Annotated in this window: 25 protein-coding genes and 2 pseudogenes; 16 read left to right on the top strand and 11 right to left on the bottom strand. The window is 67.0% G+C overall.

Annotation, left to right across the window (positions count from 1 at the left end; all coding sequences use genetic code 11):
* Positions 1–224: 224 nt before the first annotated feature.
* Positions 225–629, bottom strand: coding sequence for a hypothetical protein (locus DA075_RS18110; protein ID WP_099954397.1), 405 nt, complete (start codon positions 627–629; stop codon positions 225–227).
* A gap of 424 nt (positions 630–1053) precedes the next feature.
* Between DA075_RS18110 and DA075_RS18105 the strand changes: the two genes are divergently transcribed.
* Entirely contained in the window at positions 1054–3087 is a 2034-nt protein-coding gene (locus tag DA075_RS18105; RefSeq protein ID WP_099954396.1) for a hypothetical protein, read from the top strand.
* A 465-nt stretch (positions 3088–3552) separates the two neighbouring features.
* Here DA075_RS18105 and DA075_RS18100 read toward each other — a convergent pair whose 3' ends face one another.
* The 4 genes from DA075_RS18100 to DA075_RS18080 all read right to left on the bottom strand — a co-directional run bounded on the left by DA075_RS18100 (position 3553) and on the right by DA075_RS18080 (position 6472).
* Positions 3553–3816 (bottom strand): hypothetical protein, encoded by a 264-nt coding sequence (locus tag DA075_RS18100; protein ID WP_099954395.1) that lies wholly within the window; start codon positions 3814–3816, stop codon positions 3553–3555.
* A gap of 485 nt (positions 3817–4301) precedes the next feature.
* On the bottom strand, positions 4302–4778 hold the full coding sequence (locus DA075_RS18090) for a nuclear transport factor 2 family protein (protein ID WP_236012599.1): 477 nt from the start codon (positions 4776–4778) through the stop codon (positions 4302–4304).
* 57 nt (positions 4779–4835) lie between these two features.
* Positions 4836–5831 carry an aldo/keto reductase gene (locus DA075_RS18085; protein WP_099954394.1) on the bottom strand — a complete coding sequence of 332 codons (996 nt, stop codon included), beginning with the start codon at positions 5829–5831 and terminating at the stop codon, positions 4836–4838.
* A 41-nt stretch (positions 5832–5872) separates the two neighbouring features.
* Complete coding sequence (locus DA075_RS18080) at positions 5873–6472, bottom strand: aldo/keto reductase (RefSeq protein ID WP_413231068.1); 600 nt, start codon at positions 6470–6472, stop codon at positions 5873–5875.
* A 904-nt stretch (positions 6473–7376) separates the two neighbouring features.
* Here DA075_RS18080 and DA075_RS36020 point away from each other — a divergent pair.
* The 3 genes from DA075_RS36020 to DA075_RS18070 all read left to right on the top strand — a co-directional run bounded on the left by DA075_RS36020 (position 7377) and on the right by DA075_RS18070 (position 9583).
* A complete protein-coding gene (locus DA075_RS36020) occupies positions 7377–7838 on the top strand; it encodes a hypothetical protein (RefSeq protein WP_123834334.1) in 462 nt (153 codons plus the stop codon).
* A 412-nt stretch (positions 7839–8250) separates the two neighbouring features.
* The gene (locus DA075_RS18075) at positions 8251–8793 is read left to right on the top strand and encodes a hypothetical protein (RefSeq protein ID WP_099954392.1); all 543 of its coding nucleotides are present in this window, start codon (positions 8251–8253) and stop codon (positions 8791–8793) included.
* 211 nt (positions 8794–9004) lie between these two features.
* Positions 9005–9583, top strand: coding sequence for a hypothetical protein (locus tag DA075_RS18070; RefSeq protein WP_099954391.1), 579 nt, complete (start codon positions 9005–9007; stop codon positions 9581–9583).
* Between the two features lie 239 nt (positions 9584–9822).
* On the opposite strand, the gene DA075_RS18065 is transcribed toward DA075_RS18070, so the two are convergent.
* Together DA075_RS18065 and DA075_RS18055 are read right to left on the bottom strand one after the other, a co-directional pair.
* Complete coding sequence (locus tag DA075_RS18065; protein ID WP_099954390.1) at positions 9823–10323, bottom strand: hypothetical protein; 501 nt, start codon at positions 10321–10323, stop codon at positions 9823–9825.
* Between the two features lie 543 nt (positions 10324–10866).
* Positions 10867–11418, bottom strand: coding sequence for an inorganic diphosphatase (locus DA075_RS18055; RefSeq protein ID WP_099954388.1), 552 nt, complete (start codon positions 11416–11418; stop codon positions 10867–10869).
* A gap of 274 nt (positions 11419–11692) precedes the next feature.
* Here DA075_RS18055 and DA075_RS18050 point away from each other — a divergent pair, with 274 nt between their 5' ends.
* The 5 genes and pseudogenes from DA075_RS18050 to DA075_RS18035 all read left to right on the top strand — a co-directional run bounded on the left by DA075_RS18050 (position 11693) and on the right by DA075_RS18035 (position 15189).
* Positions 11693–12295 (top strand): DNA-binding protein, encoded by a 603-nt coding sequence (locus tag DA075_RS18050; protein ID WP_099954387.1) that lies wholly within the window; start codon positions 11693–11695, stop codon positions 12293–12295.
* Between the two features lie 166 nt (positions 12296–12461).
* Positions 12462–12788, top strand: a complete 327-nt coding sequence (locus DA075_RS18045; RefSeq protein WP_099954386.1) for a hypothetical protein — start codon at positions 12462–12464, stop codon at positions 12786–12788.
* Positions 12789–12948: 160 nt separating this feature from the next.
* A pseudogene (locus tag DA075_RS38400) lies at positions 12949–13353 on the top strand (MASE4 domain-containing protein); the annotation flags it as partial.
* 161 nt (positions 13354–13514) lie between these two features.
* A pseudogene (locus DA075_RS38165) lies at positions 13515–14189 on the top strand (ATP-binding protein); the annotation flags it as partial.
* A 127-nt stretch (positions 14190–14316) separates the two neighbouring features.
* Positions 14317–15189, top strand: a complete 873-nt coding sequence (locus tag DA075_RS18035) for a PhzF family phenazine biosynthesis protein (RefSeq protein ID WP_099954385.1) — start codon at positions 14317–14319, stop codon at positions 15187–15189.
* 37 nt (positions 15190–15226) lie between these two features.
* On the opposite strand, the gene DA075_RS18030 is transcribed toward DA075_RS18035, so the two are convergent.
* A complete protein-coding gene (locus tag DA075_RS18030) occupies positions 15227–16255 on the bottom strand; it encodes a CorA family divalent cation transporter (RefSeq protein ID WP_236012598.1) in 1029 nt (342 codons plus the stop codon).
* A 274-nt stretch (positions 16256–16529) separates the two neighbouring features.
* Here DA075_RS18030 and DA075_RS18025 point away from each other — a divergent pair, with 274 nt between their 5' ends.
* The 3 genes from DA075_RS18025 (at position 16530) to DA075_RS18015 (ending at position 20624) form a co-directional block, all read left to right on the top strand.
* Complete coding sequence (locus DA075_RS18025) at positions 16530–17429, top strand: phosphatidylserine decarboxylase (RefSeq protein ID WP_099954384.1); 900 nt, start codon at positions 16530–16532, stop codon at positions 17427–17429.
* Between the two features lie 70 nt (positions 17430–17499).
* On the top strand, positions 17500–18432 hold the full coding sequence (locus DA075_RS18020; RefSeq protein WP_236012597.1) for a DUF6328 family protein: 933 nt from the start codon (positions 17500–17502) through the stop codon (positions 18430–18432).
* Between the two features lie 356 nt (positions 18433–18788).
* Positions 18789–20624, top strand: coding sequence for a cation:proton antiporter (locus tag DA075_RS18015; protein WP_099954382.1), 1836 nt, complete (start codon positions 18789–18791; stop codon positions 20622–20624).
* Positions 20625–21014: 390 nt separating this feature from the next.
* Here the strand turns inward: DA075_RS18015 and DA075_RS18010 are convergent, their stop codons facing one another.
* From DA075_RS18010 to DA075_RS18000, 3 genes are all read right to left on the bottom strand, one after another.
* Positions 21015–21266, bottom strand: coding sequence for a hypothetical protein (locus tag DA075_RS18010; protein ID WP_123834332.1), 252 nt, complete (start codon positions 21264–21266; stop codon positions 21015–21017).
* 69 nt (positions 21267–21335) lie between these two features.
* Positions 21336–21539, bottom strand: a complete 204-nt coding sequence (locus DA075_RS38545) for an HWE histidine kinase domain-containing protein (RefSeq protein ID WP_099954380.1) — start codon at positions 21537–21539, stop codon at positions 21336–21338.
* A gap of 250 nt (positions 21540–21789) precedes the next feature.
* The gene (locus DA075_RS18000; RefSeq protein WP_099954379.1) at positions 21790–22038 is read right to left on the bottom strand and encodes a DUF6894 family protein; all 249 of its coding nucleotides are present in this window, start codon (positions 22036–22038) and stop codon (positions 21790–21792) included.
* 217 nt (positions 22039–22255) lie between these two features.
* On the opposite strand from DA075_RS18000, the gene DA075_RS17995 reads away from it, so the two are divergent.
* The 4 genes from DA075_RS17995 (at position 22256) to DA075_RS17980 (ending at position 26910) form a co-directional block, all read left to right on the top strand.
* Positions 22256–23047 (top strand): Crp/Fnr family transcriptional regulator, encoded by a 792-nt coding sequence (locus tag DA075_RS17995; protein ID WP_099954378.1) that lies wholly within the window; start codon positions 22256–22258, stop codon positions 23045–23047.
* 51 nt (positions 23048–23098) lie between these two features.
* Entirely contained in the window at positions 23099–25717 is a 2619-nt protein-coding gene (locus DA075_RS17990; RefSeq protein ID WP_099954377.1) for a PAS domain S-box protein, read from the top strand.
* A 78-nt stretch (positions 25718–25795) separates the two neighbouring features.
* Positions 25796–26191 (top strand): response regulator, encoded by a 396-nt coding sequence (locus DA075_RS17985; protein WP_099954376.1) that lies wholly within the window; start codon positions 25796–25798, stop codon positions 26189–26191.
* Positions 26192–26331: 140 nt separating this feature from the next.
* Complete coding sequence (locus DA075_RS17980) at positions 26332–26910, top strand: YciE/YciF ferroxidase family protein (protein ID WP_099954375.1); 579 nt, start codon at positions 26332–26334, stop codon at positions 26908–26910.
* The last annotated feature ends 84 nt before the right edge of the window (positions 26911–26994 follow it).

Here is a 26994-nt window from a genome sequence, read left to right as displayed (position 1 = left end):
CAGCGGGGCGGCTCGGGCTGTGGGCTAAGACGACTGCATCCGGCCTCCAGCGCAAAATTGCGCCGGGCCCGGCGTCGAGGGAGGCTACGGCGAGGCGTATCGTCCTGCTGGAAAAGGAGGGGCGGGCAGGCATCGCCTCCCGCCCCGAGGTGGCCGAGAACGGTTGCAGCACCGCTCCCCCCAAGGGGGCCGTCGCGTCCTGCAACGAACAACCCCTGCCTCGCTCAGTGCGAGGCGCCGCCCTCCTTGAGCCTGGCGAGGATTGAGGCCTTCGCGCTCTCCGCCGGAATGCCCTTCTTGCGCAGGCGGACGAACGCCAGCTTGGCGACCGACCCCAGGCTGAACGGGGTGTCGAGGGATGGCCGGCCTTCGCGGGCTGCGGCCTCGCGCGCGATCCTGCTGACGCGCAACATCGCATCGACGAGGGCGGCGTCGGTGTCGGCCGCGAGCCGGGCCCGCTCGCGGTGCTCCCGGCTGCGGCGTGCCGCGTCGCGCCGAAGGCGGGCGGCGCGGGCCTGCGGGGTCTCGGCGGGCTCGGGCGGTCCGTCGAGCTCCTCCCGCTCGTCGTCGAACAGGAGGTCGGCCGCGGTCACGTCGTCGGCGTCGGTGTCGAAGCGGATCTGAAGCACGGCCCATCCCCTGGCTGCGAGGGGATGGTGCCCTGGGCCGATGCGAGGCGCCAGGCCCGTCGCGCCGCTTCCTGCGAACCTGCAACAGCCCGACGGGGTAGAGGCGTGTAAACTTGCAACGCTGCTCGTGTAAACCTGCAACGGGAGTTGGCAGGTCGAAGGAGGTTGCGGCGATCGTTTCTCTAGGGAGGAGGGGGTAGCGGGGGCGGTTTCAGGACGGGAGCCCGGCTACAATACTAATAGACACCGACACCGGTTGTCGGCCCGGAGGGCCGTCAGGGCCTCCTCCAAGCCCTTCCCGGCCCGGAGGCCCTATGTTCTTAGTATTGGGGCGCGGGATCCGGCCCTTCGGCACCCCTCCGCGCTCTTGAAATAGGCCTGTCCGGGCGTACACTCTCGTTGCAGCTTTACAAACGGGCGCCCGATGGCCACCGCATCGTACTCGACCCTCCCACCGGCCCGTCGCCGGGCGCCCTTCGTCCCCTCGATCCGCGGGGACCTTGAGGCAGCCCTGGCGTCGCCCGAGGCGTTCCTGGCGACGGCCCCATCCGTGCCGCGGTCCGTGGCATGGCTGCGGGATCGGACGCTCGCCCACGCCGACGGCGTCACCGCCCGCGACCACGCGCTGTTCGAGACCCTGCTCGCCACCACCAGCGCCGGCATCGAGACCGAGGACACTATCCTCGCCGCCCGGCTGTGCCCGGTCGAGTATGCCTTGACCGTCCTTTCCGGAGGCGGCAGCCCGGCGCAGCCCCGCGAACTCGTCGCCAGCCTCGCCCGCCTGTTCGGCCGCGCGCCCGACCCGCTGAAGCGCGACGACTCGTTCTCGTTCCACGTCCCAGCCTGGACGGTTCCGCTCCAGCAGCCCGGCTCACGCTACGCCCACCTCGACCTCGCCGTCCTCGCGCTGTTCCGCCGGCGGTCCAGTCCGCTCCTATACCGGGACGTCCTCGCCCACATCGCGGCGGAGAAGCTGCGCTACGAGCCGGGGCGGGCCCCCTTCGCGCTGTCCTATGCGCCCCAGGAGCTCGCCGACGTCCTCGGCGTTGCCGGGGCCGGGCCCCTCCACGTCGGGCAGCTGCGCCTGCGCCACCTCGACCCAGCGGTTGAGGAGATCCGCAAGCACGTGCGCTCGTTCGAGATCGTCGACGTCGCCATCCATCACGAGGCGCGCCGCCGGGCCGGGGCGCTCGTCAGGGGCGAGGACGGCAAGCGCCTGGACGGGCGGGCCGTCACCGCGATCGTGCTGACGATCCGCCTCCTGCCGCCGGAGCGCCTTGAGACCGTCCGGACACGGTCGCTCGCCGACGACGACTTCGCGTTCCTGAAGGAGCGCATGGATGCGCCCGGCTACGCGATCCGCCCCGAGACGCTCGTGCGCCTCGGCAGCGCGCTGCCGTCGACAAGCCTGCCTCGCAAGAAGCGGGGCGGTGCCCACCCGCTGCTCTCCAGCGAGATGCAGAGCCGCTACCTCTACTGGCTCGCCGGCATCGACGAGGCCCTCACCGGCGAGGCGATCACACCAGCGTTCGAGACCGCCCCGCTGCGGGGGCAGCGCCTCCTCGATGCGATCGCCCAGGACGGGGCTGACAAGGCGTTCTGGGCGTTCTCGATGGCCGAGGCCGAGGCGCCCGACCTCGCGCCGGCCCTCTACGACAAGCCGCGGCTGCGCCTGGCGATCGAGGCCGCCCGCAAGGCGAGGGTGGACGCCGCGCGGAAGGATGCGGCGAAGGAGCGGCGCCAGGCCGTGCGACAGGCACGGGCGGATGGCGCAATGCCAGCGCCTGTCCCAAAACGGGACAACACCGATTCGCACGAGAAACCCGTGGCCCCGCCCGCTGCCCCCGCACCTGCTGCACCCTCGCCCCCCGAGCCCGCACGGCCGGATCCGGATGCCGTCGTCCGGGCCCTGGCGATCCTCTCGACGCCCGAGGCCAAGCGCGAGGCGAAAGACCTCTCATGGTACTGGCAGTACGCCCTCGACTTTCCGCTCACGCAGGCGGGTAGGTTAGCCCGCTTGTTCCTGAGGACGGAGTTCGCGGCCAAGTTCCCGCTCCTCCACGAGGCCGATAGCCTGCTGGGCGGCCCGTATGTGCGGAACATCAGGCTGCTGGGGAGGGTTTTCGGCGTCACGAAGGACAATCTCGCCGGGGACGAGAAGCCCATTCCACATCCTTGCATCGACCAGGATCTCGCCGACGGCGTGGTTCTAGTGATGGGCAAGTCGTTCGCATTCGCGGTCGAGGGAGGCAGACTAGGAGGCATCGTGGAGAGGTTGGGCGAGGACCGGAACCGGATGGTGGCGCAGGCGAACAAGGCCTTGGCCGAGTGGAAGGATCGCCAAAAGAAGCTGGCACGTGCGGCGGCCCGTCCGAGGCCCGAGCCCCCCATTCCGCCCATCCACTGCGAAGTCCGCATGAACGCCCTCGGGGTTTACGAGCGCGTGGATGGAGCTTGAGCGGCTCGCCGGCGTCGCCCTGCGCCTTCCCGGCATAGGCTGAAAATCTAGCCCGAGCTGAGGCCGGGCCCCCCGGCCTTCCCCTTCCAAATGATACCGAAGGCGGATTGGGTATGAATTCGATGAACGCAAGCGAGCGCCGTGCCGAGGCGCCGGAGCGCCGCCTCGCGCGAAGGCGCTCCGAAGCCAAGGAGAGCGCTATGCAGACGGTGCTCGCCGAACCAGGGCAAGGGCAACAGCGCCCCTCCGACGCTCACCCCGATGGCCGAGATCGCCGCGCTCGGCGAGCTGCTCTACCGGGATCGCTGGACGACGTCGCTCGCCCTCGATCTGGGGGTTCAACCCGCGGGAAGTTCGCCGCTGGAAGGCGGGGACGGACGCGTCCGACGAGCAGGACCTGCGGGTCGCCCGCATGACGGCGCGCCGGCGCGCGAAGGCCATCCTCCTCGTGGGGCCCGGCGGCAACTAGCGGACCTTCCGGATCACGGGCGAGCCCCCGCGCGCGGGGCAGGCGTCCAGCCACAGCTGCCAGTAAGGGGCGAGCCCGCGCCACGCGAGGACGAAGCGCCCCGGGATCGGGGCGTCCCGGACGTGCCCCTCCAGGAAGCCGTCCTCCAGCTTGGACACCCCCCGATAGGTCGCCATATCGGGGGGCCGGCCCTTCGGGTCGCTCTCGTCGAGGCACGTCAGCGTCCAGCGGACGGTATCCCCTTCGCGCCACCACCTCATGAAGGCCGTCTTGCCCTCGCCGATGTCGAGCCGGGCGACAACGTCCCGGCGAACGCCCCGCCATCCATTTGGCCCGCTGCCGCGTAGACGGTCACGTCGAGGCCAGCCTCCTCAACGGCTGCCCTTGCGAACGCGGTCTTCCCGAGGCCAGCGGGCCCGACGAGGATCCGGGGCGCGAACCGCGCGAACGGAGCGCTAACGAGATCCCCGGCATAGGCGTCGATCGCCTCGCCGGCCCACGGTGCGTGCCGTCACGGATCGGTCGGGCCTGCTCACCGCGGTCGGGCGGGTCGTCCACGCCGGGCGGCAACAGGCGGTCGCCGGGCGCGCCTGAACGACGAGGCGGGCCGCCTCTGCGCGACCGCCAGCACCACCTGCCTGATCTTCGACCTGCCCGGCCCACCACCCGCCGGCACGGCCTGACCGTTCGAGGGTACGCCTGAACGGAGCCCGCTTGAGGGCATGCCCTTCCATCCGGCCGAGCGTCAGGGCTGCGCCGCGGGCAGCTCCTCGCTCCTTTGCCACTCGAGCCGGGTGACCCGCCCCGCGATCAGCCACCCCGCCTCGCCGCGCACGTAGCGGTCCGCGTAGGTGACGCCGCTGGTGGTCATCACCCGCCTGCCGTCCTGCATGCCCACCAAAACGGTCAGGCAGTAGGCCGTCCCGGTCGCCCGGCCCCCTTCGATCTCGACCGTCTGCTGGCCGTTCTGGTGGTAGACGGTCTCGAACCGCGACAGGTAGCCCTCGAAGGCGGCGGCCAGTTGCTCCCGGCCCTTGAGCGCGGACACGCGCTGGTCGCCGACGTAGCTGTCGACCGTGGCGTCCTCGGTGAACAGCAGCACCTGGCTCCGGATGTCCTTGCGGTCGGCGAGGATGGAGAAGGTGTCGACAAGGGCCTTCAGGTCGGCCCTGTCCTCAAGGCGCCGCAGCCTGGCTTCGGTCTTTTCGTCGTGCATGGTCATGGCCTCCTCGTCTTGGTCTGGCGGATGGCGCCTTCCGGCGGCATCCCGGGATTCGTCTCAGAGGCCGACCATGGCCTGGAGCTGCGGCGGGTAGCGGTCACCCTCGACCCGGATCTTTGCCGCGGCGCGCTCGATCCCGGCGAGGTCGTCCGCCGTCAGGGTCAGGTCGGCCGCGGCGACGTTCTCCTCCAGGCGGTGGAGCTTGGTCGTGCCGGGGATGGGCACGATCCAAGGCTTGCGCGCGAGCAGCCACGCCAGTGCGACCTGGGCGGGTGTGCCGCCCTTCTCGCCGGCGATGCGCTTGAGCAGGTCGACGAGCGCCTGGTTCTTGCCGATGGCCTCGGGGGTGAAGCGCGGCAGCATCGCTCGGAAGCCGCCCTCGCCGAGCTTGGTGTCCTTGCCCATCGCGCCGGTAAGAAAGCCCTTGCCGAGCGGGCTGTAGGCCACCAGCCCGATGCCGAGCTCCTCGCAGGCTTCCAGGATGCCGTTGGTCTCGGGCCCGCGCGTCCAGAGACTGTACTCGTTCTGCAGGGCCGTGACCGGCTGGACCGCGTGCGCCCGGCGCACGGTCTGCGCCCCCGGCTCGGACAGGCCGAAGTGCCGGACCTTGCCGGCCGCGATCAGGTCCCTCACCGCCCCCGCGACGTCCTCGATGGGCACGATCGGGTCGACGCGGTGCTGGTAGAACAGGTCGATGACCTCGATGCCGAGGCGCTTCAGCGAGGCGTCGGCTACCTCCTTGATGTGCTCGGTCCGGCGGTTCAGCCCCGACATGCGGCCGGTGGCCGGGTTCATCGCGAACCCGAACTTGGTCGCGATGACGACCCGGTCGCGGTGGGGGCGGAGCGCCTCGCCGACGATCCTCTCGTTCGTGAAGGGCCCGTAGACCTCGGCTGTGTCGAAGAAGGTGACCCCGCGTTCCACCGCCTGGCGGATGAGGGCGACGCTGTCGGTGTCGTCGAGGGCGTGGCCGTAGCTGAAGTTCAGGCCCATACAGCCGAAGCCGATGGCCGAGACCGTCAGGTCGCTCCTGCCGAGTGTGCGCGTGTGCATGGCGTTCTCTCGATGCGAGGGGTTGCGGAAAGGGGCGTCGGTCAGCGGTCGATGAAGCCGAGGCTCGCTTCCGACAGCCGGTCGCCCCGGACGGGGTTCTCGGCGAAAGTACGCTCCAGCTCGGCCTCGTCGTCGGGTCCGAGGCGCAGGTCGGCGGCGGCGAGGTTCTCCTCCAAGCGGGCGAGCTTGGTGGTGCCCGGAATCGGGACGATCCAGGGCTTGCGGGCGAGCAACCATGCCAGCGCCACCTGCGCGGGCGTCGCGCTCTTGCGGTCCGCGACGCGGCGCAGGCCCTCGACCAGGTCCTGGTTCGCCACCGAGGCCTCGGGCGAGAAGCGCGGGAAGCGCCCGCGGGCGTCCGCCTTCGGGTCGATGGTCGTCGCGTCGACCCGGCCCCTGAGGAACCCCTGGCCGAGCGGGCTCCAGGGCACGAAGCCGATCCCGAGTTCCTCGCAGGTCGGCAGCACCTCGGCCTCGGGCTCGCGGGTCCAGAACGAGTGTTCGCTCTGCAGGACCGCGACCGGCTGCACGGCATGCGCCCGCCGGATCGTGCGGGGGCTCGCCTCGGACAGGCCGAAGTGCAGCACCTTGCCCTCGGCGACCAGGTTGCGGACCGTGCCGGCGACGTCCTCAATGGGCACGTTCGGGTCTACCGCCCGCTGATCTCGCCTCTTGCTTCGTCCGCACCTTCTCGGAGATCCCAGACCGCGCCTTCGGCCGTGCCGAGGCCGTCCAGATCATCGCCAACGCCAAGCTCCTCGACCGCGACAAGACGGCCTGTGGCGAGCGCGCCGTCACATAGATCGACGGCGTCCGCGCCGCCTACGGGAGACACTGACGTGGACACCGTTCTCACCAGCCTCATGGGCGACGCGAAGCCGATGGCCTCCCCCTTTGAGCGACCAATGCCAGAAGGACTTGTAAAAAATCACGTCTCGAGACGGTTGACCTCCTTCATCAATCTGTGACATATAACTTCACAACAGGAGTTTGAAGCCGAGAGCGGCTGCAATCCCCGCATTTTTCGGCTCGTTTGCGGCTGCTCGAATGGGCCGCTGCTACCTTGGGTGCTTGAAGCTAAGAGCATAGAGATGATTATGCATTCTCTGCCTCTTAGCAGTGGAGAGTAGTATTGCCCGTCAGTCTGGAAAAAGACTCCCCGCTGTCGCGCGAGGAGGTCTCTGAAATTGCTTCGTATCTCTATGGGCCAGGAAAGAAATGGTATTCCGATCTAGCACGAGATCTTACTAGAATTAGAGGTACCGATGCTGCAATTAGTGCTGCCGCAGTTCATCAATGGATGAACGCTGATAATCGGGCTCCGCCTTGGTGGGCGACAGTTTTAATATATCGACTTCTTGCGGAAAAGCGTTCCGAGTTGATGCTCCGTGCGGCACGGTTGCAATCTTGGATAGTTGAGATCGAAGACAATCGTATCAGTCCAAACTCTAGGAGAATGCTTATGGAAAACGATAGCTAGATGAATTTATATCGCGAATATCCTATCGAGGTTGAGAGTCGTGCACTGTGTGATGGAGAATGCATATGTTGCCGAAAGTAATTGTATCGATTGAACTGCGTCGGAATCATATCTCAATCTGCGGTACTCCGCTTAAATATGCGTGGAGTGAAGATTTAAAATTTCTGATATCTAATGAATCAAGAAAATTACCTGCTGTGATTGATCCAGAAAATCTTTCTATGATATACGTGCTAGAGGAAAACCGTCGGTTTATTGTAGAATCTGTGCATAAATCTACCGCCGAAATGTTTGAATTTACGTTTCAAGAAAGGATTTTCGGAGGGATTTCTCTTAAACTATTTAGAAAATCCAGACGCTCAAAAAAATATAATGATGAACAGATCTGGATAGATGCAGAGATAGCACCGTCTCCAAAAGTTAGTCTTCTAAAGGATGATGAGGTTCAGGCATACTTAATTAAAGAAATTATTATTTCACCAAGGCTATTGCCAGGCCGGATAGATATCGATACTCACCGTAATTGACTATATTAACTTGCAAAGTATTTTGTCTATTTAGCACAGACGCTTGCTATCGACAGCGGCATAACCGATTGATTTAAGGCCAATCAAAGGTAGTACTTGATCCGTCTTGCAACGCGGTCGGCGTTTGACCGCGAGAGACTATCTGACTGATTGCCGCGACCACACCGGGCACTGGCCGCGCCTTCAATTGCGAGGATCCAACCGAGGCGCTCTCCGCCACCGAGCGGATGGCCGACGCATCCTGATTTTTCGACCTAGCCGCCTACCGACGGCACGTCACCGCGCTTAACGACCTCTAGGGGACCAGGGGCCGGGGATCGCCCCGGTCTACCTGACGAGCCGCCCCCGCGGGACGGCTCGTCAGGTAGACCCCCCCCGCCTCACTCGGGCACCGTCATCGGAGATCGCCATCATGGATGAAATCATCACCGTCAAGCGCACGAGCCCGACGCTGTTCAATGCCTTCACCAAGGACTACAGCGTGGTGGTCCGCGAAGGCATAACATACATCAACGGCATGCCCGGCAGCTACGTGCGCGCGTGGAGCGCGGACGGTAGCGCTCGCCAGGTGTTCGGATCCTGGACAGGCAGCTACGGCGGCGCCCTGCATAGGTCAGTCGACGCCGTGCAGCCCGAGGACAAAGCGTGCTGGATCGCCCGCGATCTGCGGATCCCCTTCCTCGACAAGACGGCGTCGAGGCTTGGCGCGTTGAGCAGGAGGCCCGCACGGTTCGCGGCGATCTCTACCTCGTCACCGCACACCAAGTGTGGGGAGACTGGTGGGACGAAGTCGAAGGCAACGAGATACCACGCGTCGAATTGCACCGACTGGGTATTAAGCTCGGCTAACGCTACGTCAGTGAAGCCTACTACGTCTTTATGGAGGATGCGCGCCATGGCGTCCTACCTGCCCGGTACACGCTTTGGCAGGACGGGGAGGCTAAGGCGACGGTAGACCGCCCTTCGAGGAACCGTGACGCCGTCGATGCGCTCGTGGCTGCCTTCCAGGCCGCCGTCTCAGCCTCGATCAAGGCCTCCTCGATCGCCGCCGCCTGAACCCCGCCTCGGGGCCGGCGCCGCAAACTGCGGCTCACCACCGGCCTCGAACGGGCCTCAGTCGAACGTCGATCGAGCGTCCCACCCACCCCGAACCGGAGCCGCCCACCGTGACGATACCCACCACCGCTCAGGCCGATTTGAACGACCCGGAAAACCTCGCGGTTGCAGCGATTCTGGCGCTGGATCTCGATGCGTTAATCGGCCATGGCAACGAAGCGATCGCCGCCGCTCTTGCGCCGCACGTCGCCGCGGCTCCCGCCCCGCGCGAGCGGAGCGGGAGCCATAGGGTGACTGCGGCCGAAGTGGCCGTCCGCGCAGCCCGCAGGTTCGTCGAAGGCGTAGAGAACCCAGCCGGGTGCGACCCTTCAATTGTAGCTGACGACCAGCTAAACTGCCTTCGCAAGATGCAAAGCATCCATCGTAAGAGCGCGGTTCTCGAAAGCTTGGGTTCGTTCCCGGGGTACGAGATCCGGGTCGCCGGTTGGGGTCTCACGGGCGTCAGAATCCAGATCTGGTCCGAGGCGCTCACCGACGCCAAGTCCCCGATCTTAACGCTCGAAGATGGTGCAACGTGCCGCGAAGTGAAGATCGCTATAGCTGCCTGGGAGACCGGTCGAAACAGCGGCTTCCGCGAGGGAGCCCGTCACGTTCGGCAGGGAGTCAGATCTCTGCTCGAACTCGACTGAGCCTGACGCCCGCTCTGGGGGACCCGCCCGTGCGTGTTCCCCGGCTCCCTCGCACGGGTGTCATCCTAATCTTCTAGGCACCTGAGGGTGCGGAGGAACGTCGAAAGCCACATCCTGGGGCCGGGTCGGCATGAACGCTTGGCTATACCGACCCGGGTATGAAGGGCGCGTCGGGGAAGCGGCCTCAGCTCCCTCGCCCGGGTGCCCTGTGTCCTGCCGGGCCAGGGGCTGCGAAGCCGTCAGCGGAACGCCGACGGCCGGTCGCCCTCAGTCCACGGCCCGGCACCCGCAATCCGCCAGCGGGCGCCCAGGCCGCGGCCGCACTCGATGAGCCGTTCCGTCCGGAGGCGGCTCTGCACCAGGACGGTCCGCGTCGGCGGGATGCCCCAGCGCGCCGCCTCCATGAGGAGGTCGTCCCCCGTCAGCCCGGCCGCGCCGGCGGCGGTCAGCGCCTCCACGATGGCGAGGCCGGCCTCGGCTTCCAGCGCGTCGCCGCCCCGGCCGCCCGTGGCCGGGACCGCCGCCCCCGGTTCGAGGACGTACGGGGCGAGCGACCAGAAGCCGATGCGGGCGTCCTTGATCAGGACGCCGAGCTTCCTCAGGCGGGTCTTGACCCTCTCGGCGGCGTCCCGGGTGTACCCGGCATCCACGACGAGGCGGTTGAGGGCGGCGTCGGGCAGCCGGTGGCAAGGCGCCTCCCAAAGGGCGTCGACGATCAACTGCGCCGTGTGGGCCCTCATCCGGGGAGCCTGCCGACGCGGGGCGGACACGGCTTCGGACGGCCGGTCCTCGGCGAAGGCACGACGGTTGAGCGCGGGGCGTCTGAGACCGAGGCGGCGGCCGGTAAGGCCGCCTTGAGCGAGGCGCGCCGAACCAGGAGCGGGACCAGCCTTCCCTCGATGTGATCCAAGAGCGAGGCGTACTCCGCCGCGATCTGGGTCTCCAGGTCGATGGCCCGTTTCTCGTTCCACATGTCCCGCCTCCTCGCCAGCCCTCCAAGGGAGCCATACCGAAGGGCGAAAGGGAACCCGGTAGCGGAAGAAAACCCTGTCCGGACAACGACCTGGGCGGCATGGTTGCGAAGCCGGGCGCCCAGGCGACCGACCTGGACGGGGCGTATGGGGACCTGGCCCCGCCGCGTGGCCCGGCGGCCCGTCCGAGAGCGGGGAGCGCCGCCCGGGGCGTCGCGGCCTTGACCAGCACGCAGGCCGCCCAGGTCGGCCTCGGACCACCGCCCAGGTCGCCGGCCGCCCGCCGGTTATCCACAAGGAACGCGACGCCGTTCAGCCGCACGCGCGTCCGAACGCCTCGGTGCCATGCCGGACGAGCGCGAGCGCGGCCTCGGCGTCGCCGCGCCGGAGCACCTTGAAGTCCTTGCCGGCAAGCTGATTGTAGTGGCCGAAGAATGCCTCGACCTCGTCCAGCATGCCCGGGCGCAGGTCGTCGAGCGCGTGGATGTGAGCGTGGGTGCGGGCCTTCACCGCCACCCCGACCAGCCGGTCGTTGCGCTCCCAGGTCCCGTCGCGCTCGCGCTGCTCCGCCTCGATGACGCCGACCAGCCGCGCCTCCAGCACGCAGCCCGGGAAAGCCGGCGCGTCGAGGAGGAGCAGGACGTCGAGCGGGTCGCCGTCGGCGCCCTTCGTCGAGGGGATCATGCCGAAGTCGTACGGGAAGCTCGTGCCCTCGGGCAGGACCATCTTGAACTGGAAGGCGCCGAGAGCGTCCGAGAAGGCGTACTTGTTCGGGCTGCCCTTGGGCGTCTCGACGACGACGTGCACGTGGCAGTCGTCGGAGAAGGTCGGCAGGCGGCTCAGCGGCGGGGCGGTCTGGGGCAAGTGCGGGCACTCCGGTGCGGTGCCGGCAACCGGCGACCGCCGATCCGTGAACTCGGGCGGAGTACAGGGGATCCACCTGAGTCGTCCGGTCGGGCGCCGGCGCGACTCGCGGGAAAGCGCGTAACGGGTACCGGCACGCGTGACCCGTTCCTCCCGGAACGACCCGACGAGGTGGAACGCCGGTTCCGCGGCGACCGATTCTTAACGCCCACGCCGCATGATCGTCGCGTCGGGCGAGGGCGGCGGTATGGTGACGGAGAACGGGGTCTAGGCGGTGGCCGACCGGATAAGGGCGCGCGGCAAGCCCAAGGGCGGCGCCAAGGAGCGCGTCTCGGTCCGGACCGTGCGCAAGGAACTAGGCGGCGGCTCGCACGAGGGCATCGGCCCGTCGCTCTCCCGGTGGAAGGCGAGGCGCGACTACCAGCCGGTGGTCGAGGAGGCCGGCCTGCCCCTGGCGCTGCAGGGGGTGCTGGCGCGGTTCGCCGCGCAGGTGCTTGAGCGGGCGCGCATCGAGATGGCCCGGGAGCGCCTCGCTGAGGCCGACCTGGCTGCCAGGGAGCGCGAGGCGAACGAGCGGATCCGCGACGAGGCGCTGGCGCATGCCGACCTGCTGGAGGCGCGTGTCGCGGCGCTCCAGGCCGAGGTCGACCGCCTCAGGGCCGGCGCGCCGGTGAGCAACCCGGAACCCGTGCCCGCACCGGCGCCGCTCGATCCGCCAAGCACGGAGGCCGCATTCATCGGCATCCTCATGGGCCAATCCCTTGCCCGCACGGCCGATGCCTTCTGGGACGAGGTGCGGCAGGCGGTCGAGGCGGAGATGTGCCGGCAGGGCTCCTGGCCGTGCACGCCCTGCACGGGCCGCTCCCCGCGGCGCTGAAGGACAGGAGAGCGCGGATCGGGATGCCGCTCACGCCCGCCTGGCTGCGCTACCACCTGCTACAGCGGGCCGAGGCAGGGGAGGGCGTCGCCGAGGTGAGGGTCGCTTCGTGCTCATGGAACCCGTGACGCCGCAGCGGCAGGCATCGAGACCATCGCCCAGTAAGATGGCACCGGACGACCCGGTCACGCCGCGGCTGACCCCCCGCAAGTTCTGGCTGCTCTTCATGGCCACCGTTCACGACACTCTTTCGGCGAACGGCCCGCTCACCGTCAGGAACATCATGGCCAAGCTGCCGGACGGCTGGATGGGGGCCACCGCGCGGTACGGCAAGGCCGCACCGGGGAAGACGATTTGGGCCGGGAGGCTACGGCAGAAGTTGCGCCAGCGCATCGTCGAGGGGCGCCCGTTCAAGGAGCTTGACGAAGACCGGTTCGCCGTGAACGGACCCTGGCTCCCCAAGTGTATGCCCGACGACGAGGACGCGGCCTAAGGCAGTATTCCGACATACTCCTGCGGCTGCACGAGCATCCCTGCGTCGTTCCGACCGCACTGGCGGGCGAATGGCGGCTCGACCGACGCCATGGTAATCCTCATCTTCGCGAGCGACTTGCCGGCACGGTCAGCCATCGCGCTTCGGCACGGAGCACACAATGGGCATGCCCGCAGCGGGTATCACGCTCGCAACCCTCGCCACCGCCCGGCCCGGCAGGAGGCAACGCTTGCTCGCCGGCCTCGTCAGCTTCGGCTTCGGCGCGGTCACGCTCGTGCTCCTCCCGGTCGCGAGCCGGCCCATGCCGCCGATGCCCGGCTTCGTGTCGGTCTACCAATCGGCCCTCATCGTGGTCTACGGCCTGACCACCTACCTTCTCCCCACCCAATATCGGCGCACTCGCTTGGCGTCGCTGCTCGTGCTCGGGACCGGCAGCCTCTACGTGACGCTGGCCGTGCTTCTGCAGATGCTGTCGTTCCCGAATGTCCTCGCTCAGGGACGCATCCTGGGCAGCGGTCCGGACACGACGACCTGGCTCTGGACCTTCTGGCATCTCGGCCCCCCGCTCTTCACGATCCCCTACGCTATCATGCAGGGTGACGGGCGCGACAGGACGGTGCCGCCGTCGCGCGTCGGCCCGGTCGGCATGCTGGCGCTTGCGGGGACCGTGGCGGTGACCCGCTATGTCCACCTCCTCCCGAAGAGCGTGGACGGCGACGATTACAGGCTGCTAACAACCTCGGGCGTCGGCCCGGGGCCTACGTGCTCGTCTCCGTCTCGGACACCGGCCACGGCATGGATGCCGCCACGCTTACACGAGCGTTCGAGCCGTTCTTCACGACCAAGGACGTCGGCAAGGGCACCGGCCTCGGCCTCAGCCAGGTCTACGGCTTCGTGCGGCAGGCCGGCGGGCACGCGCAGATCAAGAGCGAAGCGGGTCGCGGCACCTCCGTCGAGCTCTACCTGCCGCGCTCGGCCGAGAAGGCGGTGGAAACCCGACCCGACGACCCGCTGCCGCTGCGCCGGGCCGCCTCTGGCGAAGTGGTACTGGTGGTCGAGGACGAGCCGGCGGTGTTGGAGATGGCGGTGGAGAGCCTGGGCGAGCTCGGCTACCGGACCCTGACCGCGACCCGTGCCTCCGAGGCCCTGGAGCGCCTGGGCGGCCCGGAGCGGATAGACATCCTGTTCTCGGACGTGATCATGCCAGGCGGCATGAACGGCGTGCAGCTCACGGTCGAGGCGCGGCGTTTGCGGCCTGGGCTGCGGGTGCTGCTGACCTCCGGCTACACGGGCACGGCGCTCGACGAGCAGGGCGTGCCCGCCGACCTCCCCCTCCTCAGCAAGCCCTACCAGCGCGACCAACTCGCGCACCAGCTTCGGATCGTACTGGGACGGGCTTGAGCCTGGTGCATTGGCAACCGGCCTTGGCGTTTGCCGCGGCGGACGGAGCATCCCGGGCATGCCTTTCGAACGTGGTGCGCTAGATGCGCACGCGGTCCGGAAACCCGAGCGCCCGGAGGTTCGCGACATGGCCGAGATCGAGGTGGTCGACGTCTTCACCTACGATGGCGGCGGCGGCAATCCCTGCCCCGTTGTGACGGATGCCGCGGGCATGGATGCGGACGAGATGCGGGACGTCGCGCGGCGGCACGGGCATGAGAGCGGCTTCGTGCTGCCTGCCGAGGACGACGCCCACGACTTCAGGTTCCGCTTCTTCGTACCCAACCACGAGATGGAGATGTGCGCCCACGCCACGGTCGGCGCTCTCTGGGTACTCGCCCGCCAAGGACGATTGCCACGCGGCCCGGTACGGGTCGCGACCGCGAGCGGCACCGTGACCGGCTACGTGAAGGTGCGCGACGCAGGCTCCTGGGAGGTCGAAATCACCCAGCCTCCCGGCCGCGTGGTGCCCCTCACGCCGGCGTGGTTGGGCGAGGTTTGCACGGCTCTCCGCATCAACCGAGACGCGCTCGCCGACCTGCCGGCGCATAATGCCGCCACGTCGCGCGTGAAGACGCTGGTTCCGGTGCGCGACCCGGAGATCCTCAACGGCCTGGCTCCCGATCCAGCCTCCGTCGAGGCCGTGTGCACGCGGGTTGGCTCGACTGGCCTCTACCCTTACGCGGTCGTTGACAGGGCGGCGCGCCTGTTCGAAGCGCGCCAGTTCCCGCGTTCGTCCGGCTACCCGGAAGACGCCGCGACCGGCATCGCCGCGGCGGCCCTGGCCTTCGGCTTGCTCCACGACGGGACAGCTCCGCCCGACGACGGCGTGATCCGTGTCCATCAAGGTCGCGCCATGGGCCGGCTGTCGGAGATCCGTGTCAGGATCGGCTTCGCGGGAAACCGGCCCGTCGGATGCCTGCTCGGCGGTGAGGTCGCCCCGGCCCACGCGAAAGCCTGACCGTGCGTGGGCGGAGGGGCGGCGCCAGTACATCATGTCATTGCCCACGCGGAGCGTCGGAACCGCGTGGAGGCCGGATGCCGAGGGCGTGGATGATGCCGTAGGTCGCCGCTGCCGACAGGAGGCTCAGGCCGAGTACGAACAGGAACCCGCGGGGGTCCTCGGCGAAGGGCAGGCCCTTCACGTTCATGCCGAACAGGCCTGTGATGAAGGTCGGCGGCAGGAACAGTGCCGAAAGGACCGAGAGCACGTAAAGCTGCCGGTTGCTCTCTTCCGCCACCCGGGCGCCAACCTCCTCCTGCAGCAGCCGGGCGCGCTCGGCGAGGGCCGTCACGTCCCGGTCGAGGGCGTCCAGCCGCTGTGCGAGCCGTGCCGCGACGGCCACCGCGGACCCTTGCAGGTGTTCTGTTGCGTCGTCGGTCTCCAGCCGGTGGAACACCGCCGCGAGGCCGAGCAGTTGACGGTGCAGGCGCACGGCGCTCCGGCGGATCGGGCCCAGGCGCCGTCGGTCGTCGCGCACCCGTTCGTCGAGGACCCGGTCCTCGATCCCGTCAACCTCGTCCGAGAGCCGCTGGCCGGTCGCCGCCATGGCGGCGACCACGTAGCCGACCATCGTCTCCAGGAGCAGCACCGGCGAGGGAATCCGCCGGCCTTTCTCGGCCATCTCGCGGGTGGCGTCCGGGCTCTCGGTCGGGCCTCGGCGCCCGCTTACCAGCGTGCGTGGGCCCATGACGAAGTGCAGGCGCCCGGCCGTATCGGGCTTGGCACCTGGCCGGGCGAGGTCGGCCACCACGCCGCCGACATAACCGTCCTCGACGGTGACGCGCTGGTGCTCGTCGGGGCGGTACACCGCCTCGGCGAGCGGCCGCGGCCCGACCTGCCCGGTATCAACAAGCGGTCCTAGCTCGGCCGTATCCAGGTCGAAGTGCAGCCAGAGGAAGCCACCGCCGAAGGCGGCGAGATCGGCGAGCGCCTCCTCAGCCGAAAGTCGACGGCCGCATCCGTGCTCATCGAAGGACATCGCCCAGAGCAGGCCGGGCGCCAAGGCGGCTCGCGAGGTGGCCATCGTGGATTGACCCGGCCCAGTCAATCAGTCGCGAGCGCGACGAGGGAAAGGGTGCCAGCGATGGCGAGGTTTCCGGCGACGAGAAGGGCGAGGAGGGTCATTGTGCGTGTCCGCGGTCGGGTCTCGATAACCACCAACGGCCACGGTTCGTTGCGGGACCTTGGACGCGTGGCGAGAGGCCACCGGCGTCGGCGTTCGGCGGAAGGAAAGCTCCTGGCCGGAAGCGGTTTCTGCCGCGGGCCGCCGGTTAGGCCAAGCCGCAGGTGGAGACGTGATGGCAGCCGATCCGAAGCCGCTGAAGCTGTGGGACCGTGACAAGGGCAAGGCGGTCGAGGAGTTTATGTCCGATCACCAGACCACCTACGAGACGAGGCCGCTGCGTGCCCCGGGGCAGTGGCTTCGCGCCACCCCGATCTTCGACAAGCTATACGCCCTTTACCAGGACGCACCCTGGACGCGGCGCAACATCGCGCCGTTCGTGCGCGAGTACCACATCGACATGAGCGAGTTCGAGGAGCGCCGCTACCGCTCCTATGCCGACTGGTTCGTGCGCGAATTCAAGCCGCGCAAACGCCGTTTTCCGACCGATCCGAGGCAAAGGGGCGCTCCGGCGGAGGCGCGCTACTTCGGTTGGAAGCGGTTCGGGCCAGACCAGCGCTTCCCGGTGAAGGAGCAATCGCTCGCGGCCGCGGACATTCTGGACAACGCTGAGCGTGCCAAGCCCTTCCTCGGCGGCCCAGTCCTGCTGATGCGGCTATCGCCGGTTGACTATCACCACGTCCACTACCCGGACGACGGCCGGACCCTGGACCACGAACGCCTGGGGCGCAGCATCTGGACCGTGTCGTGGACGGCCGTGCAGAACAAGCCGGACATCTACATCCGCAACGAGCGCCAGGTGAACATCCTGGAGACCGAGCATTTCGGCCGGCTCGGCTTTGTCGAGTTCGGGGCGCTCACGGTCGGGCGGATCGTGCAGCGTCATCCGCTCGACCATCCGTTCAAACGAGGCGCGCAGAAATCGGTTTTCAAGTTCGGCGGCTCAGCCGTGGCGATCTTCGGGGAGCCCGGAGCGTGGCGGCCGGCCGACGACCTTCTTGAGCATACCCCCCAGGGAATGGAGACCATCGTGCGCCTGGGCGAGCCCGTCGCCGTCAGCCGTGGGACGTCGTAGAGGACATTCGCGTCCCCACGGAACTTGATGCGGCCGTAATCGATGGCCGCTCCCCCGATTTGGTTGGACGATGTCGAACATGTCCTTACCGAAGAAGGTGAAGGTCGGTTTTGAAGAGACGGGCATCCTCATCCTCGGCTCCCAGATACTGCTCGGCTTCCAGTTCCAAGGCGCCTTCCGCCCGGCTTTCGAACGTCTGCCGTTTCACGACCTGCTCGTATGGGTTGCGGCGCTCGCCCTCGTCACCCTGACCGTCGCGCTACTCATCACGCCCTCGGTCCAGCACCGGATGGTGGAGGGCGGCCGGGACACCAAGCGCCTGCTCGGCGTGATAGGGCGCTACGCCGGTCTCGCGCTCGCGCCCTTCGCCCTGTCGCTCGGGGCCGACCTGTTCCTGGCCGCGGAGCCGGTACTGGGACTTGGCGCCGGCGCCATCGTCGGCCTCCTCTTCTGTGGTCTCGCCCTCCTGTTCTGGTACGGGATGGAGACGCTCAAGGCACGAACCGTCGGTGAACAGGAGCGCGCCATGACCGCCTGTGAGCCCGAGCACGAGCACACGTCGCTTGGAACCAAGATCGAGCAGATGCTGACCGAGGCCCGCGTGGTCCTACACGGCGCCCAGGCGCTGCTCGGCTTCCAACTCATCATCACCTTCTCGGAGGCTTTCGAGACGCTCTCCTTCGCCGCGAAGGTCGTGCACCTCGTGGCGCTCGGTTTCCTGGCGCTGACGGTGATCTGGCTGATGGCGCCGGCGGCCTTTCACCGCATCGTCTACGCGGGCGAGGATACTCCGGAGTTTCACACGCTGGGCTCGCGCTTCCTCCTCGCCGCCAGCATAAGCCTGGCACTCGGCGTCTCGGCAGACCTTGTCGTGGTGGTGGCCAAGGTGCTCATGTCGGAACGAGCCGGGACCGTCGCGGGGCTCGCATCCCTCTGCCTCCTCGTCGGCCTGTGGCACGTCCATCCGGCGCTGCTGCGGCGAAGGTGCGACTTCACCCCCTAACCGGCAATGGCCGGCGGGAAGATCGTCCGTGACCGCAACCCGTGCACCGCTTCAGGCGGTTACCTGTTCGGCGCCTCGTAGCCTGCCATGGGGCGCGCATCTCTACGGTCTCCTCGTCGTCGCCCATGATGCCCGAACCGGCGCGGCAGACGAAATCACCAGTAGCAATGGCGAGGTTGCCGAGACGCGTCAGTACAGTGGCGGGGTAGTGGGTGAGGAGTGGCGCTGCCAAACCTGCTCACGCGACGGAGGCGAGGCCTCAGGCAGGTTTTAAAGACAGTCTTGGCGGGGACCCTCGGCGCTCGGGGACGTTGTCCGGGGCTGTCTGGCCGGCAGGGTCTCAAGGAGCGCTGCGTATGGAACAAGGTGTGGCGACGGCGGTCCTCTGCATCGTCGCCGGCGGGGTCGCCGCCCAGATCCTCGCCGCCCGGCTCCGCATTCCGGCCATCGTCCTCCTGCTCGGGCTCGGCTTCCTCGTTGGCCCGGTGCTAGGGCTGCTCTACCCCTCCCAGGCGTTCGGGCCGAACCTGCGCCCCCTGATTGGCCTGGCGGTGGCCATCGTGGTTTTCGAGGGTGGCCTTGCCCTCGACTTCCGCGAGCTGCGGGCGGCCGGCGAGGGCGTGCTGCGGCTCACCGCCATCGCGCTGCCCATCAACTTCGTGCTGGGCACGCTCGCCGCGCACCTCATCGGCGGCATGCTCTGGGGGCCTTCAGCCGTGGTTGGAGCCATCCTGGTCGTGACCGGCCCCACAGTCATCCTGCCCCTGTTGCGCCACGCTCGGCTGGAACGCCGCTCGGCCTCGTTCCTGAAGTGGGAGGCCATCGTCAACGATCCCGTAGGGGCCATCCTCACCGCCATCGTCATCGAGATCCTGGTCGGTCTGCCGCACCGCTTGGGCGAGGAGGCCGTGACCGACTTGGCGCTCCACCTCGCGGAAGGGGCGGCGGCCGCTGCCGTGCTCGGGGCCGGCTCGGCCTTTCTCGTGGCCTGGGCGTTCCGGCGCGACCTCGTCTCCGAGACGCTGAAGACACCACTGCTTCTGGCGCTGGCGCTTGTAGCTTACGCGGTCCCGAACCTCTTGATGCACGAGGCCGGGCTGATCGGCGCTACCGTTTTCGGCATTGCGCTCGCGAACCTGCACGTCCCCGGCATCGCGGAGCTGCGCCGTTTCAAGGAGGCGCTCGTCGTCCTCCTGGTCTCTTGCCTCTTCGTCGTCCTCACCGCCGATCTCGACCTTGCGGTTCTGGGCAAACTCTCCCTGCCGGTGCTCGCCCTGACGGCTGCAACGCTGTTCGTGGTGAGGCCGGCAGCGATCTGGTTGGCCACCTGGCGCAGCGACCTGACCTGGCGCGAGCGCCTGTTCGCCGGTTGGATCGGCCCGCGCGGCATCGTGGCGGCCGCGGTCGCCGGCCTGGCCGGCCCGAGGCTCAGCGAGGCGGGCTATGCGGGAGGCGACCTCATCCAGCCGACGGTGTTCGCCGTCATCGTCGCGACCGTGCTCGCCCACGGCTTCTCGCTCGGGCCGCTGGCACGGCGGCTAGGGCTCTCGGTCGCGGCGGACGCGGAACGCCTTGCCATTGTCGGGGCCTCGACGTGGTCGAGCGACCTCGCCGTGACGCTCCACAAGGCCGGCGTCCCGGTCCTTCTGATCGACACCTACCCCGGTGCCCTGCGCGCGGCCCGGTCGGCGGGCGTGCCGACGTTACAGGCCGAGCTCCTCTCGCGCCATGCGGAAGAGGGCTTGGCAGACCAGCCGCCGGACTACCTGCTCGCGGCGACCCGGGACGAGCTCTACAACGCCATGGTCTGCACCCGGCTCGGCCCCGAGCTCGGGCGGGAGCGGGTCTACCAGCTCGCGCCCTCGGCCGACCACCTGCTGCACGCCGAAACCGGCGTCAGCCGGGATCTCCGCGGCAAGGTGCTCGCGGACGGGGGCCTGGACTTCGAGACCTTGGCCGAGCGGTACGGCGCCGGATGGCGCTTCTCGGTGGCACCTACCGATGCCGCGGACGTTGCGGCCACCCCGTGCCTGCTGGTCATCCGCTCCGGCGGCCGCCTCGACTTCCCGTCGCCCGAGCACGAGCTTGGGACACCGGAGCAGGGTGACAGGCTGGTCCTGCTCGTGGCGCCTCGCAGAGGTGCCCGGCCGGAGACCGATGCCCGCTCCAACGCCGATGCAGCCACCGGCTAGACGAACCGGCACGCTCGACGTCCGCAATTCACCTGCAATCGTGCCACATCAACTGCGCCCATCCACTTGGCTGCCGCGACCGAATCCCCGAAGCCAGATGCACCGGCACCGTCGTCACGGCCCACGGTCCGCCTACCGCGCCGGAAGGCTTCAGCAAGGTGGTGGAGCTCAGGCCGGGGCGAGACACTTGAAGCTGGCCCGCACGACTGCGAGCGTAGGGCTCGCCCCCGTTCCTAAGGGCTGGAACCGTTGACGACAATGTCTGCCAGAAAGTCAACTGGACGAACGAGCACATTCCGGGGTTATGCGAACGGCGGTGCAGGACAGGCCTTGGTCGAAGCAGGATGGTCCCGAGCGCCGACCTTTGCCCGCGACGTCCGTAGCTCCCGGTCAGTCTGCCGCCCTGGGATCCGGGATTGCCCGGCACTGGACGAGGTGCGGGCTGACCATGATGCCGGCGGTGTCGTTCATCGGCACCTCGATGGTGCAGCGAAGCCCTTCCGGAGCGAATTCGATGTGTGCCACGCCGCCAAGCTCGCGCCTCATGCACATCGAGATCAGGCGCGTGCCGAAGCCCCGGTGCTTCGACAATATGACTGGCGGACCGCCTGCCTCAACCCATTCGAGGCGGAGGTGACGCATGCCGCTCTCGCCGAGCACGACCTTCCACTCGACCTGGACTTGGCCGGCCGGTATCGACAGCGCCCCTACTTAGCCGCGTTCATGGCGAGTTCGTGAAGCACCATTCACAGGGGCCAGCACGTGCCGCTGCGGCAACTCGACATCGGGGCCGCCGACGACGAACCGCTCGCCCGCTGTCCGGTAGGCGCCGATCTTGTTCCTCACCACCTCGCGCGAGGGTGCGCCGTTCCAGTCGTCGCGGGTGAGGAGGTCGTGTGTCTTCGATAGGGCCATGGAGCAGGCGACAAGCAGGCTCCTGCCGATGCTCGCGCACGGGTTCGAGGAGCGGAAGCGGGACGCCGCGGCCCAGGAGCAGGTCCATCAGCTCCTAGCGCGCATGAGGGCTTAAGGGTTCTACGGTTGAGCGGCCGCCACCTCCTCACTCAATGAAGTGCCGAGGCTCAGTAGCAAGACCGACGGCGTCACGGACCAGGTTACTGTCGAGGATAGCTAAACCGCACGGCGTGACCAAAGTGTCCGCAGCTCAGTTTTGGTGCTCAGGACTGCACTCCGCGTCAAGGTTCAGTCGTACCGTGCAGAGCTGTGTCCCGTGCTCGTCGCGTACAAAGGCCACGAAATCGCGGTGGCCGTCCTGCGGCGGCGCCTCCCTGCCGATATCAGGAAGTGCCGCGATCGCAGCGTCACGCGCCTCGCGAAGGTTCTCGTACTCCTGGCCTTCATCGTCCTTCAGCCACAGCGAACCATCCTGGAAGTCGAGAAAATAGCGTGGCATCTGATTGCGTGATATGGATAGGGCGGGACCGTGTAGACCTAGAAACCCTTACAGCGCCATTGGTTGCATAAGTTATTCTACGGAGCGGCACACACCGGCCAAGCCGATGAAAAGCGCCGAATTTCTGAGCATCTGTGCACTTGTGTACAGACAGCCGTTCAAGCGTTGCGGTAAAAGAGGGGACCCGACACAAACAGAAGCAAGCCGCCACTGCCCCATGCCGTCTGCCCTTGAAACCCCGCTCAGTGGCAATCTACTCCTCCGCGCCCTGCGCGTGCCCGATCGCGCGCTGCTCGAGCCGCATCTGGAGCTCAAACCCTACCGGCGGGGCGAGGTGTTGTTTGAGGCCGGCGTGGATGTCAGCCACATCTCGTTCCCGCTCGGACCGTGTGTGGCCGCCCTCGTCATCGGGCTGCAGGACGGTCGAGCCGTTGAGACCGCTACGGTCGGCCATGAGGGCGCCATCGGCGGTGTGGTCAGCCAAGGATTGCTGCCGGCGTTCAGCCGTGCGGTGGTGCAGGTTCCCGGCTCTGTGTTGCGTGTGGAAGCTGCGGTCCTCCAGCAGATCAAGCAGACCTCTCCAGGCTTGCGAAACCTGATGACCCGCTACTCCGACTGCCTGCTCGCCCAAGTGCTGCAGTCTGTGGCCTGCAATGCCAGCCACACGATCGAGGCTCGCTGCTCCCGCTGGTTGCTGAGTTTGCAAGACCGGCTTGGCAGCGAGGTCCTGCCGATCACCCATGAGGTGTTGGCCGAGCTGTTAGGGGTGCAGCGCTCCTATCTCACGCGCACGCTGCGAACACTCCAGGAACAGGGCCTGATCCAGGTGCGCCGCGGGCGCATCATCATTGAGAGCCGTCCTTTGATGGAAGCGGCGGCCTGCGAGTGCCACGGCGCGGTCAAGCGGCATTTCGAGACGGTGCTGGGCGCCGTCTATAATGCCTCAGGCACCCTGGTATCGCTCCGCCCTGTCCCAGCGGAAGGCCCACCGATGTCTCAAGCCGTCTAAAGGTTATCCCCTTGCACTGAAACCAAGCTCGCACGCCTGCCTGACAAACTCATGCCCTGGTCCGACGATCCCCTCGACAGTGTCCCAAAGCAGAGCTTCAACGACGTCGTACGTCTGGCGGCCGAGCTCTGCCAGGTCGCGCATGCCCTGATCTGCCTGCAGGCGGGTGAGCGTCTCCAGGTGCACGCCTCCTACAGTGCCCCTGATGCTGTTAGCGTGTTGGACCCTGACGTGTCCGCCGATGCTGCAACGGCGGATGAACTGCTCATCGTCCCTGACCTGCACAAAGATCCGGGGCTGCAAAGCCGTCCGCGACTTACCAGCGGGGCAGTGGCCCGCTTCTACGCAGCCGTGCGCCTGCAGTCGGCTGATGGTAGGTTATGGGGCATCCTGTGCGTGCTGGATCCTGCACCGCGCCCAGTTGGCCTGACGAAGGCGCAGCAAGAGTGCCTGCGCAGCCTTGCCCGTCAGACGGTCACGCTACTTGAGATGCGGGCCGCTGCCCGCACGCACCGCGCACAGCGAATGTTGCACGAGCGCATCCTCGATAGTGCGACCGACTATGCGATCATTGCCATGGATCACGGCGGCCGGATCACGCGGTGGAATAGCGGGGCCGAGCGCATTCTGGGCTGGCGTGAGGTCGAGGTGTTGGGTGACCCAGCTCACCTGATCTTCACTCCTGAAGATCGGTCCATCGGCCGCCCGGAAACCGAAATGCATCTGGCCCTGACCCAGGGCAGCGCCCCGGACGAGCGCTGGCACCTGCGCAAGAATGGCGAGCGGTTCTGGGCCAACGGTGAGCTGATGCCGCTCAAAGCCGAGAACGGCACCGTGCAGGGCTTTCTCAAAATCCTGCGCGACCGCACTCAGCAGCGCAACGAGGCGGCCGAACGCAACGCCAGTGAGCTGCGCTTCCGCTCGCTCGTCGAGGTCAGCCCGCAGGTGGTCTGGTTCGGCGATGCCGCCGGCAACATCACCTACTGCAATCCAGTCTGGTACGAGTACACCAGCCTGACCCCTGGCGACACCCGTGGCGACGGGTGGGCCAACGCCATTCATCCCGACCACCGCGACCGGGTGCTTGGAATCTGGAGGCGCGCGGTTGAGACCGAGGGCTCCTACGAGGTCGAAATCCCGTTACGTCGCGCCAGTGATGGCCAGTACCGCTGGTTCCTCGCGCGGGGACGGCCCATACGCGACGCTGCTGGCATTCTGGAAAGCTGGATCGGTATCGCTCTCGACATCCACGATCGAAAGGAGGCTGAAGGCGCGCTGCGCGCCGCGCAAGAGCAGTTGCGCCTTGCCGTCGAGGCGACCGAGACGGGCGTGTTCGACTACGACCTCGTCGCGGACGAACTCAAGTGGGACAACCGTATTCGCTCTTTCTACGGCCTGGCGCCGAATGCCCACGTTGACCTGACCGTCCACCTGGCCCGTGTGCACCCAGACGACCACGATCGAGCAAACAAGGCGGTGGCCGCCGCCGTCGATCCGGACGGCGCCGGCATCTATGACATCACCTATCGCACGATCACCCCGGAGGACGGCACCGAGCGTTGGGTGTCCGCAAAGGGTCAAACCCTGTTTGAGGGCGGGCGACCAGTACGCCTCATCGGTACCGCACGCGATGTCACCCAAAGTCGGCGCGCCGAGCAGACTCTGCGCGAGACCGAGGAACGCTATCGCCTCGCGGGGCAAGCCACCAACGATGCGATCTGGGACTGGAACCTCGCCAGCAACCACGTGCTCTGGACCGAGGCGATGCGGGTGGCTCACGGCTACACGCCCGATGCGGTCGAGCCGACCGGCGACTGGTGGATCAGCCACATCCATCCTGACGACCGTGGGCGTATTGACGCCTCCATCCATGCCGTCATCGATGGGACTGGCACCACCTGGAGCAACGAGTACCGCTTCCTGCGTGCGGATGGCTCCTATGCCGACATCCTCGACCGCGGCTACGTCATCCGTAACGCGCAGGGGAAGGCAACCCGCATGATCGGGGCGATGCTGGACATCACTGAGCGTAAGCGGGCAGAAGAGCACCAGCGCCTCCTCACGGGCGAGTTGCAGCACCGGATCAAGAACACCCTGGCGATGGTCCAGGCGATTGCCAGCCAGACGCTACGTGGCGCCACAGACCTTGATGAGGTCCGCGAGGCGTTCGGCGCTCGCCTGATCTCGCTAGGTCGGGCGCACGACATTCTCACGCAGGCCAGCTGGACAGCCGCTCCAATCGCTGAGGTGATCGAAGGCGCCCTGTGTGTTCACCAACAGACCAGCGCCTCGCGTATCCGGATCAGTGGTCCGAACGTGCTGCTAGCGGCCAAGCCCGCGCTTGCGTTATCGCTGGCGATACATGAGCTGGCCACCAACGCTGCGAAATATGGCGCACTCTCGAACGAGGATGGCTTCGTGGACCTGCGCTGGCACGTAGTCCACGAGAGCGGGGGCTCCAAGTTTTGCTTGACCTGGACCGAGCAGGGCGGGCCGCCCATCCTGAGTCAGCCCGCACGGCGCGGCTTCGGCTCCCGCCTGATCGAGCGCAGCTTCACCGCCGAGGTCAACGGTGAGGTCAAGCTCACCTACGCCCCAACCGGCCTGATTTGTCGCTTGGAAGCGTCCCTTGCCTCCATGCAGGACGTGCATGTCGAAGATGTGGCTTAGCGGCAATCTTCTGTGAGAAGGAAGTTTTTGTATACAGCCAAGCTGAAACCCTCTGCCCGGTAGCCATCTTATTTTCACATGAGTTTAGATGCTGAACCTCCACCCGTTGTCGCGCTGGTTGCCGAAGATGAGTTCCTGCTCAGAATGGAAGCAGCCGATACCCTGGCCGATGCCGGATACAAAGTCCTGGAGGTGGCCAGCGCTGATGCGGCGTTGCGCTACCTCCAGGAGAAGGACGGCATCGATCTTCTGTTCACGGATGTGAACATGCCAGGTAAGCTCAATGGCTTTGACTTGGCTCGCGAAGTTGCTCTTCACTGGCCTGAGATCATGATTGTGGTGTGCTCGGGGGCAGCTAAGCCTGGTCCCGGGGACCTCCCTCCTAAAGCGCGCTTCATCGACAAACCCTACTCTGCCGGGCTGGTTGAGCAGGTGCTGCGTGAGCTGCAAGCGGTGGGAGGTTCCTTGAACTAGGAAACTTTCCCCGTCATGCACAGGATTTTTAACAGCTGAATTTATGGACCCCTCCTCAATCCCGCACGTTCTTACGGACACGCTGGCTGCAGCGAGGCTGCCAGCGACCAGATTGAATATTGCAAAGGGAATGGATTTACATGGCTACCAATCAGAAGACCTTGCAGGACGCGTTCTACGAGACGCTTAAGGACATCTACTACGCCGAGAAGCAGTCTGTGCGTGCACTCAAGAAAGCGGCCAAGTCCGCGCAGCATAAGGAACTCAAGCAGGCGTTTGAGATCCATGCCGAGGAGAGTGGCAACCAGATCGAGCGCCTGCAGCAGGTGTTCGAGATCATCGGCAAGCCGGCACGTGCCAAGACCTGCGAGGCGATGCAGGGTCTGACCTCCGAAATGGAGGAGGATCTGGAGGATTTCGGCGGTGGTCCGGCTGCCGATGCAGTGCTGGCCGGCTGCGCCCAGGCGGTCGAGCACTACGAGATCGCTCGCTATGGCACGCTGAAAACTTGGGCGTCACAGCTCGGCTACAAGGACGCAGCTAAGCTGCTGGACGAGACCCTGCAGGAAGAAAAGAAGACTGACGAGCTGCTTACCCAGATCGCCGAGCGTATCAACGTTGAGGGCATGGAAGGCGCTGAGGACGACGTCGGCGAGGAAGATGAAGACGACAATGACAAGGTTCAGACCAAGGGCAAAGGCCGCCGGAAATCCGCTTGACCTGAGAAGCAAACACTGGGGACGCTGTCAAACGTCCCTTCTTGCGTGGTGTGCTGACGGCGACCCGGCTGCTGCAAAGGTTGC

The organism is Methylobacterium currus (assembly GCF_003058325.1).
Classification (GTDB): Bacteria; Pseudomonadota; Alphaproteobacteria; order Rhizobiales; family Beijerinckiaceae; genus Methylobacterium; species Methylobacterium currus.
The sequence above is the reverse complement of the archived record's forward strand: the minus strand, read 5'-3'. Positions and strand labels throughout refer to the sequence as shown.

What these genes read in the sequence shown, in the direction of transcription:
- DA075_RS18105 (WP_099954396.1), top strand. Translation starts at nt 1,054, where the DNA reads ATGGCCACCGCATCGTACTCGACCCTCCCACCGGCCCGTCGCCGGGCG.
- DA075_RS18100 (WP_099954395.1), bottom strand. Translation starts at nt 3,816, where the DNA reads ATGAGGTGGTGGCGCGAAGGGGATACCGTCCGCTGGACGCTGACGTGC.
- DA075_RS18090 (WP_236012599.1), bottom strand. Translation starts at nt 4,778, where the DNA reads ATGACCATGCACGACGAAAAGACCGAAGCCAGGCTGCGGCGCCTTGAG.
- DA075_RS18085 (WP_099954394.1), bottom strand. Translation starts at nt 5,831, where the DNA reads ATGCACACGCGCACACTCGGCAGGAGCGACCTGACGGTCTCGGCCATC.
- DA075_RS36020 (WP_123834334.1), top strand. Translation starts at nt 7,377, where the DNA reads ATGTTGCCGAAAGTAATTGTATCGATTGAACTGCGTCGGAATCATATC.
- DA075_RS18075 (WP_099954392.1), top strand. Translation starts at nt 8,251, where the DNA reads ATGGATGAAATCATCACCGTCAAGCGCACGAGCCCGACGCTGTTCAAT.
- DA075_RS18065 (WP_099954390.1), bottom strand. Translation starts at nt 10,323, where the DNA reads ATGAGGGCCCACACGGCGCAGTTGATCGTCGACGCCCTTTGGGAGGCG.
- DA075_RS18045 (WP_099954386.1), top strand. Translation starts at nt 12,462, where the DNA reads ATGGCACCGGACGACCCGGTCACGCCGCGGCTGACCCCCCGCAAGTTC.
- DA075_RS18035 (WP_099954385.1), top strand. Translation starts at nt 14,317, where the DNA reads ATGGCCGAGATCGAGGTGGTCGACGTCTTCACCTACGATGGCGGCGGC.
- DA075_RS18030 (WP_236012598.1), bottom strand. Translation starts at nt 16,255, where the DNA reads ATGGCCACCTCGCGAGCCGCCTTGGCGCCCGGCCTGCTCTGGGCGATG.
- DA075_RS18025 (WP_099954384.1), top strand. Translation starts at nt 16,530, where the DNA reads ATGGCAGCCGATCCGAAGCCGCTGAAGCTGTGGGACCGTGACAAGGGC.
- DA075_RS18020 (WP_236012597.1), top strand. Translation starts at nt 17,500, where the DNA reads ATGTCGAACATGTCCTTACCGAAGAAGGTGAAGGTCGGTTTTGAAGAG.
- DA075_RS18015 (WP_099954382.1), top strand. Translation starts at nt 18,789, where the DNA reads ATGGAACAAGGTGTGGCGACGGCGGTCCTCTGCATCGTCGCCGGCGGG.
- DA075_RS18010 (WP_123834332.1), bottom strand. Translation starts at nt 21,266, where the DNA reads ATGCGTCACCTCCGCCTCGAATGGGTTGAGGCAGGCGGTCCGCCAGTC.
- DA075_RS38545 (WP_099954380.1), bottom strand. Translation starts at nt 21,539, where the DNA reads ATGGCCCTATCGAAGACACACGACCTCCTCACCCGCGACGACTGGAAC.
- DA075_RS18000 (WP_099954379.1), bottom strand. Translation starts at nt 22,038, where the DNA reads ATGCCACGCTATTTTCTCGACTTCCAGGATGGTTCGCTGTGGCTGAAG.
- DA075_RS17995 (WP_099954378.1), top strand. Translation starts at nt 22,256, where the DNA reads ATGCCGTCTGCCCTTGAAACCCCGCTCAGTGGCAATCTACTCCTCCGC.
- DA075_RS17990 (WP_099954377.1), top strand. Translation starts at nt 23,099, where the DNA reads ATGCCCTGGTCCGACGATCCCCTCGACAGTGTCCCAAAGCAGAGCTTC.
- DA075_RS17985 (WP_099954376.1), top strand. Translation starts at nt 25,796, where the DNA reads ATGAGTTTAGATGCTGAACCTCCACCCGTTGTCGCGCTGGTTGCCGAA.
- DA075_RS17980 (WP_099954375.1), top strand. Translation starts at nt 26,332, where the DNA reads ATGGCTACCAATCAGAAGACCTTGCAGGACGCGTTCTACGAGACGCTT.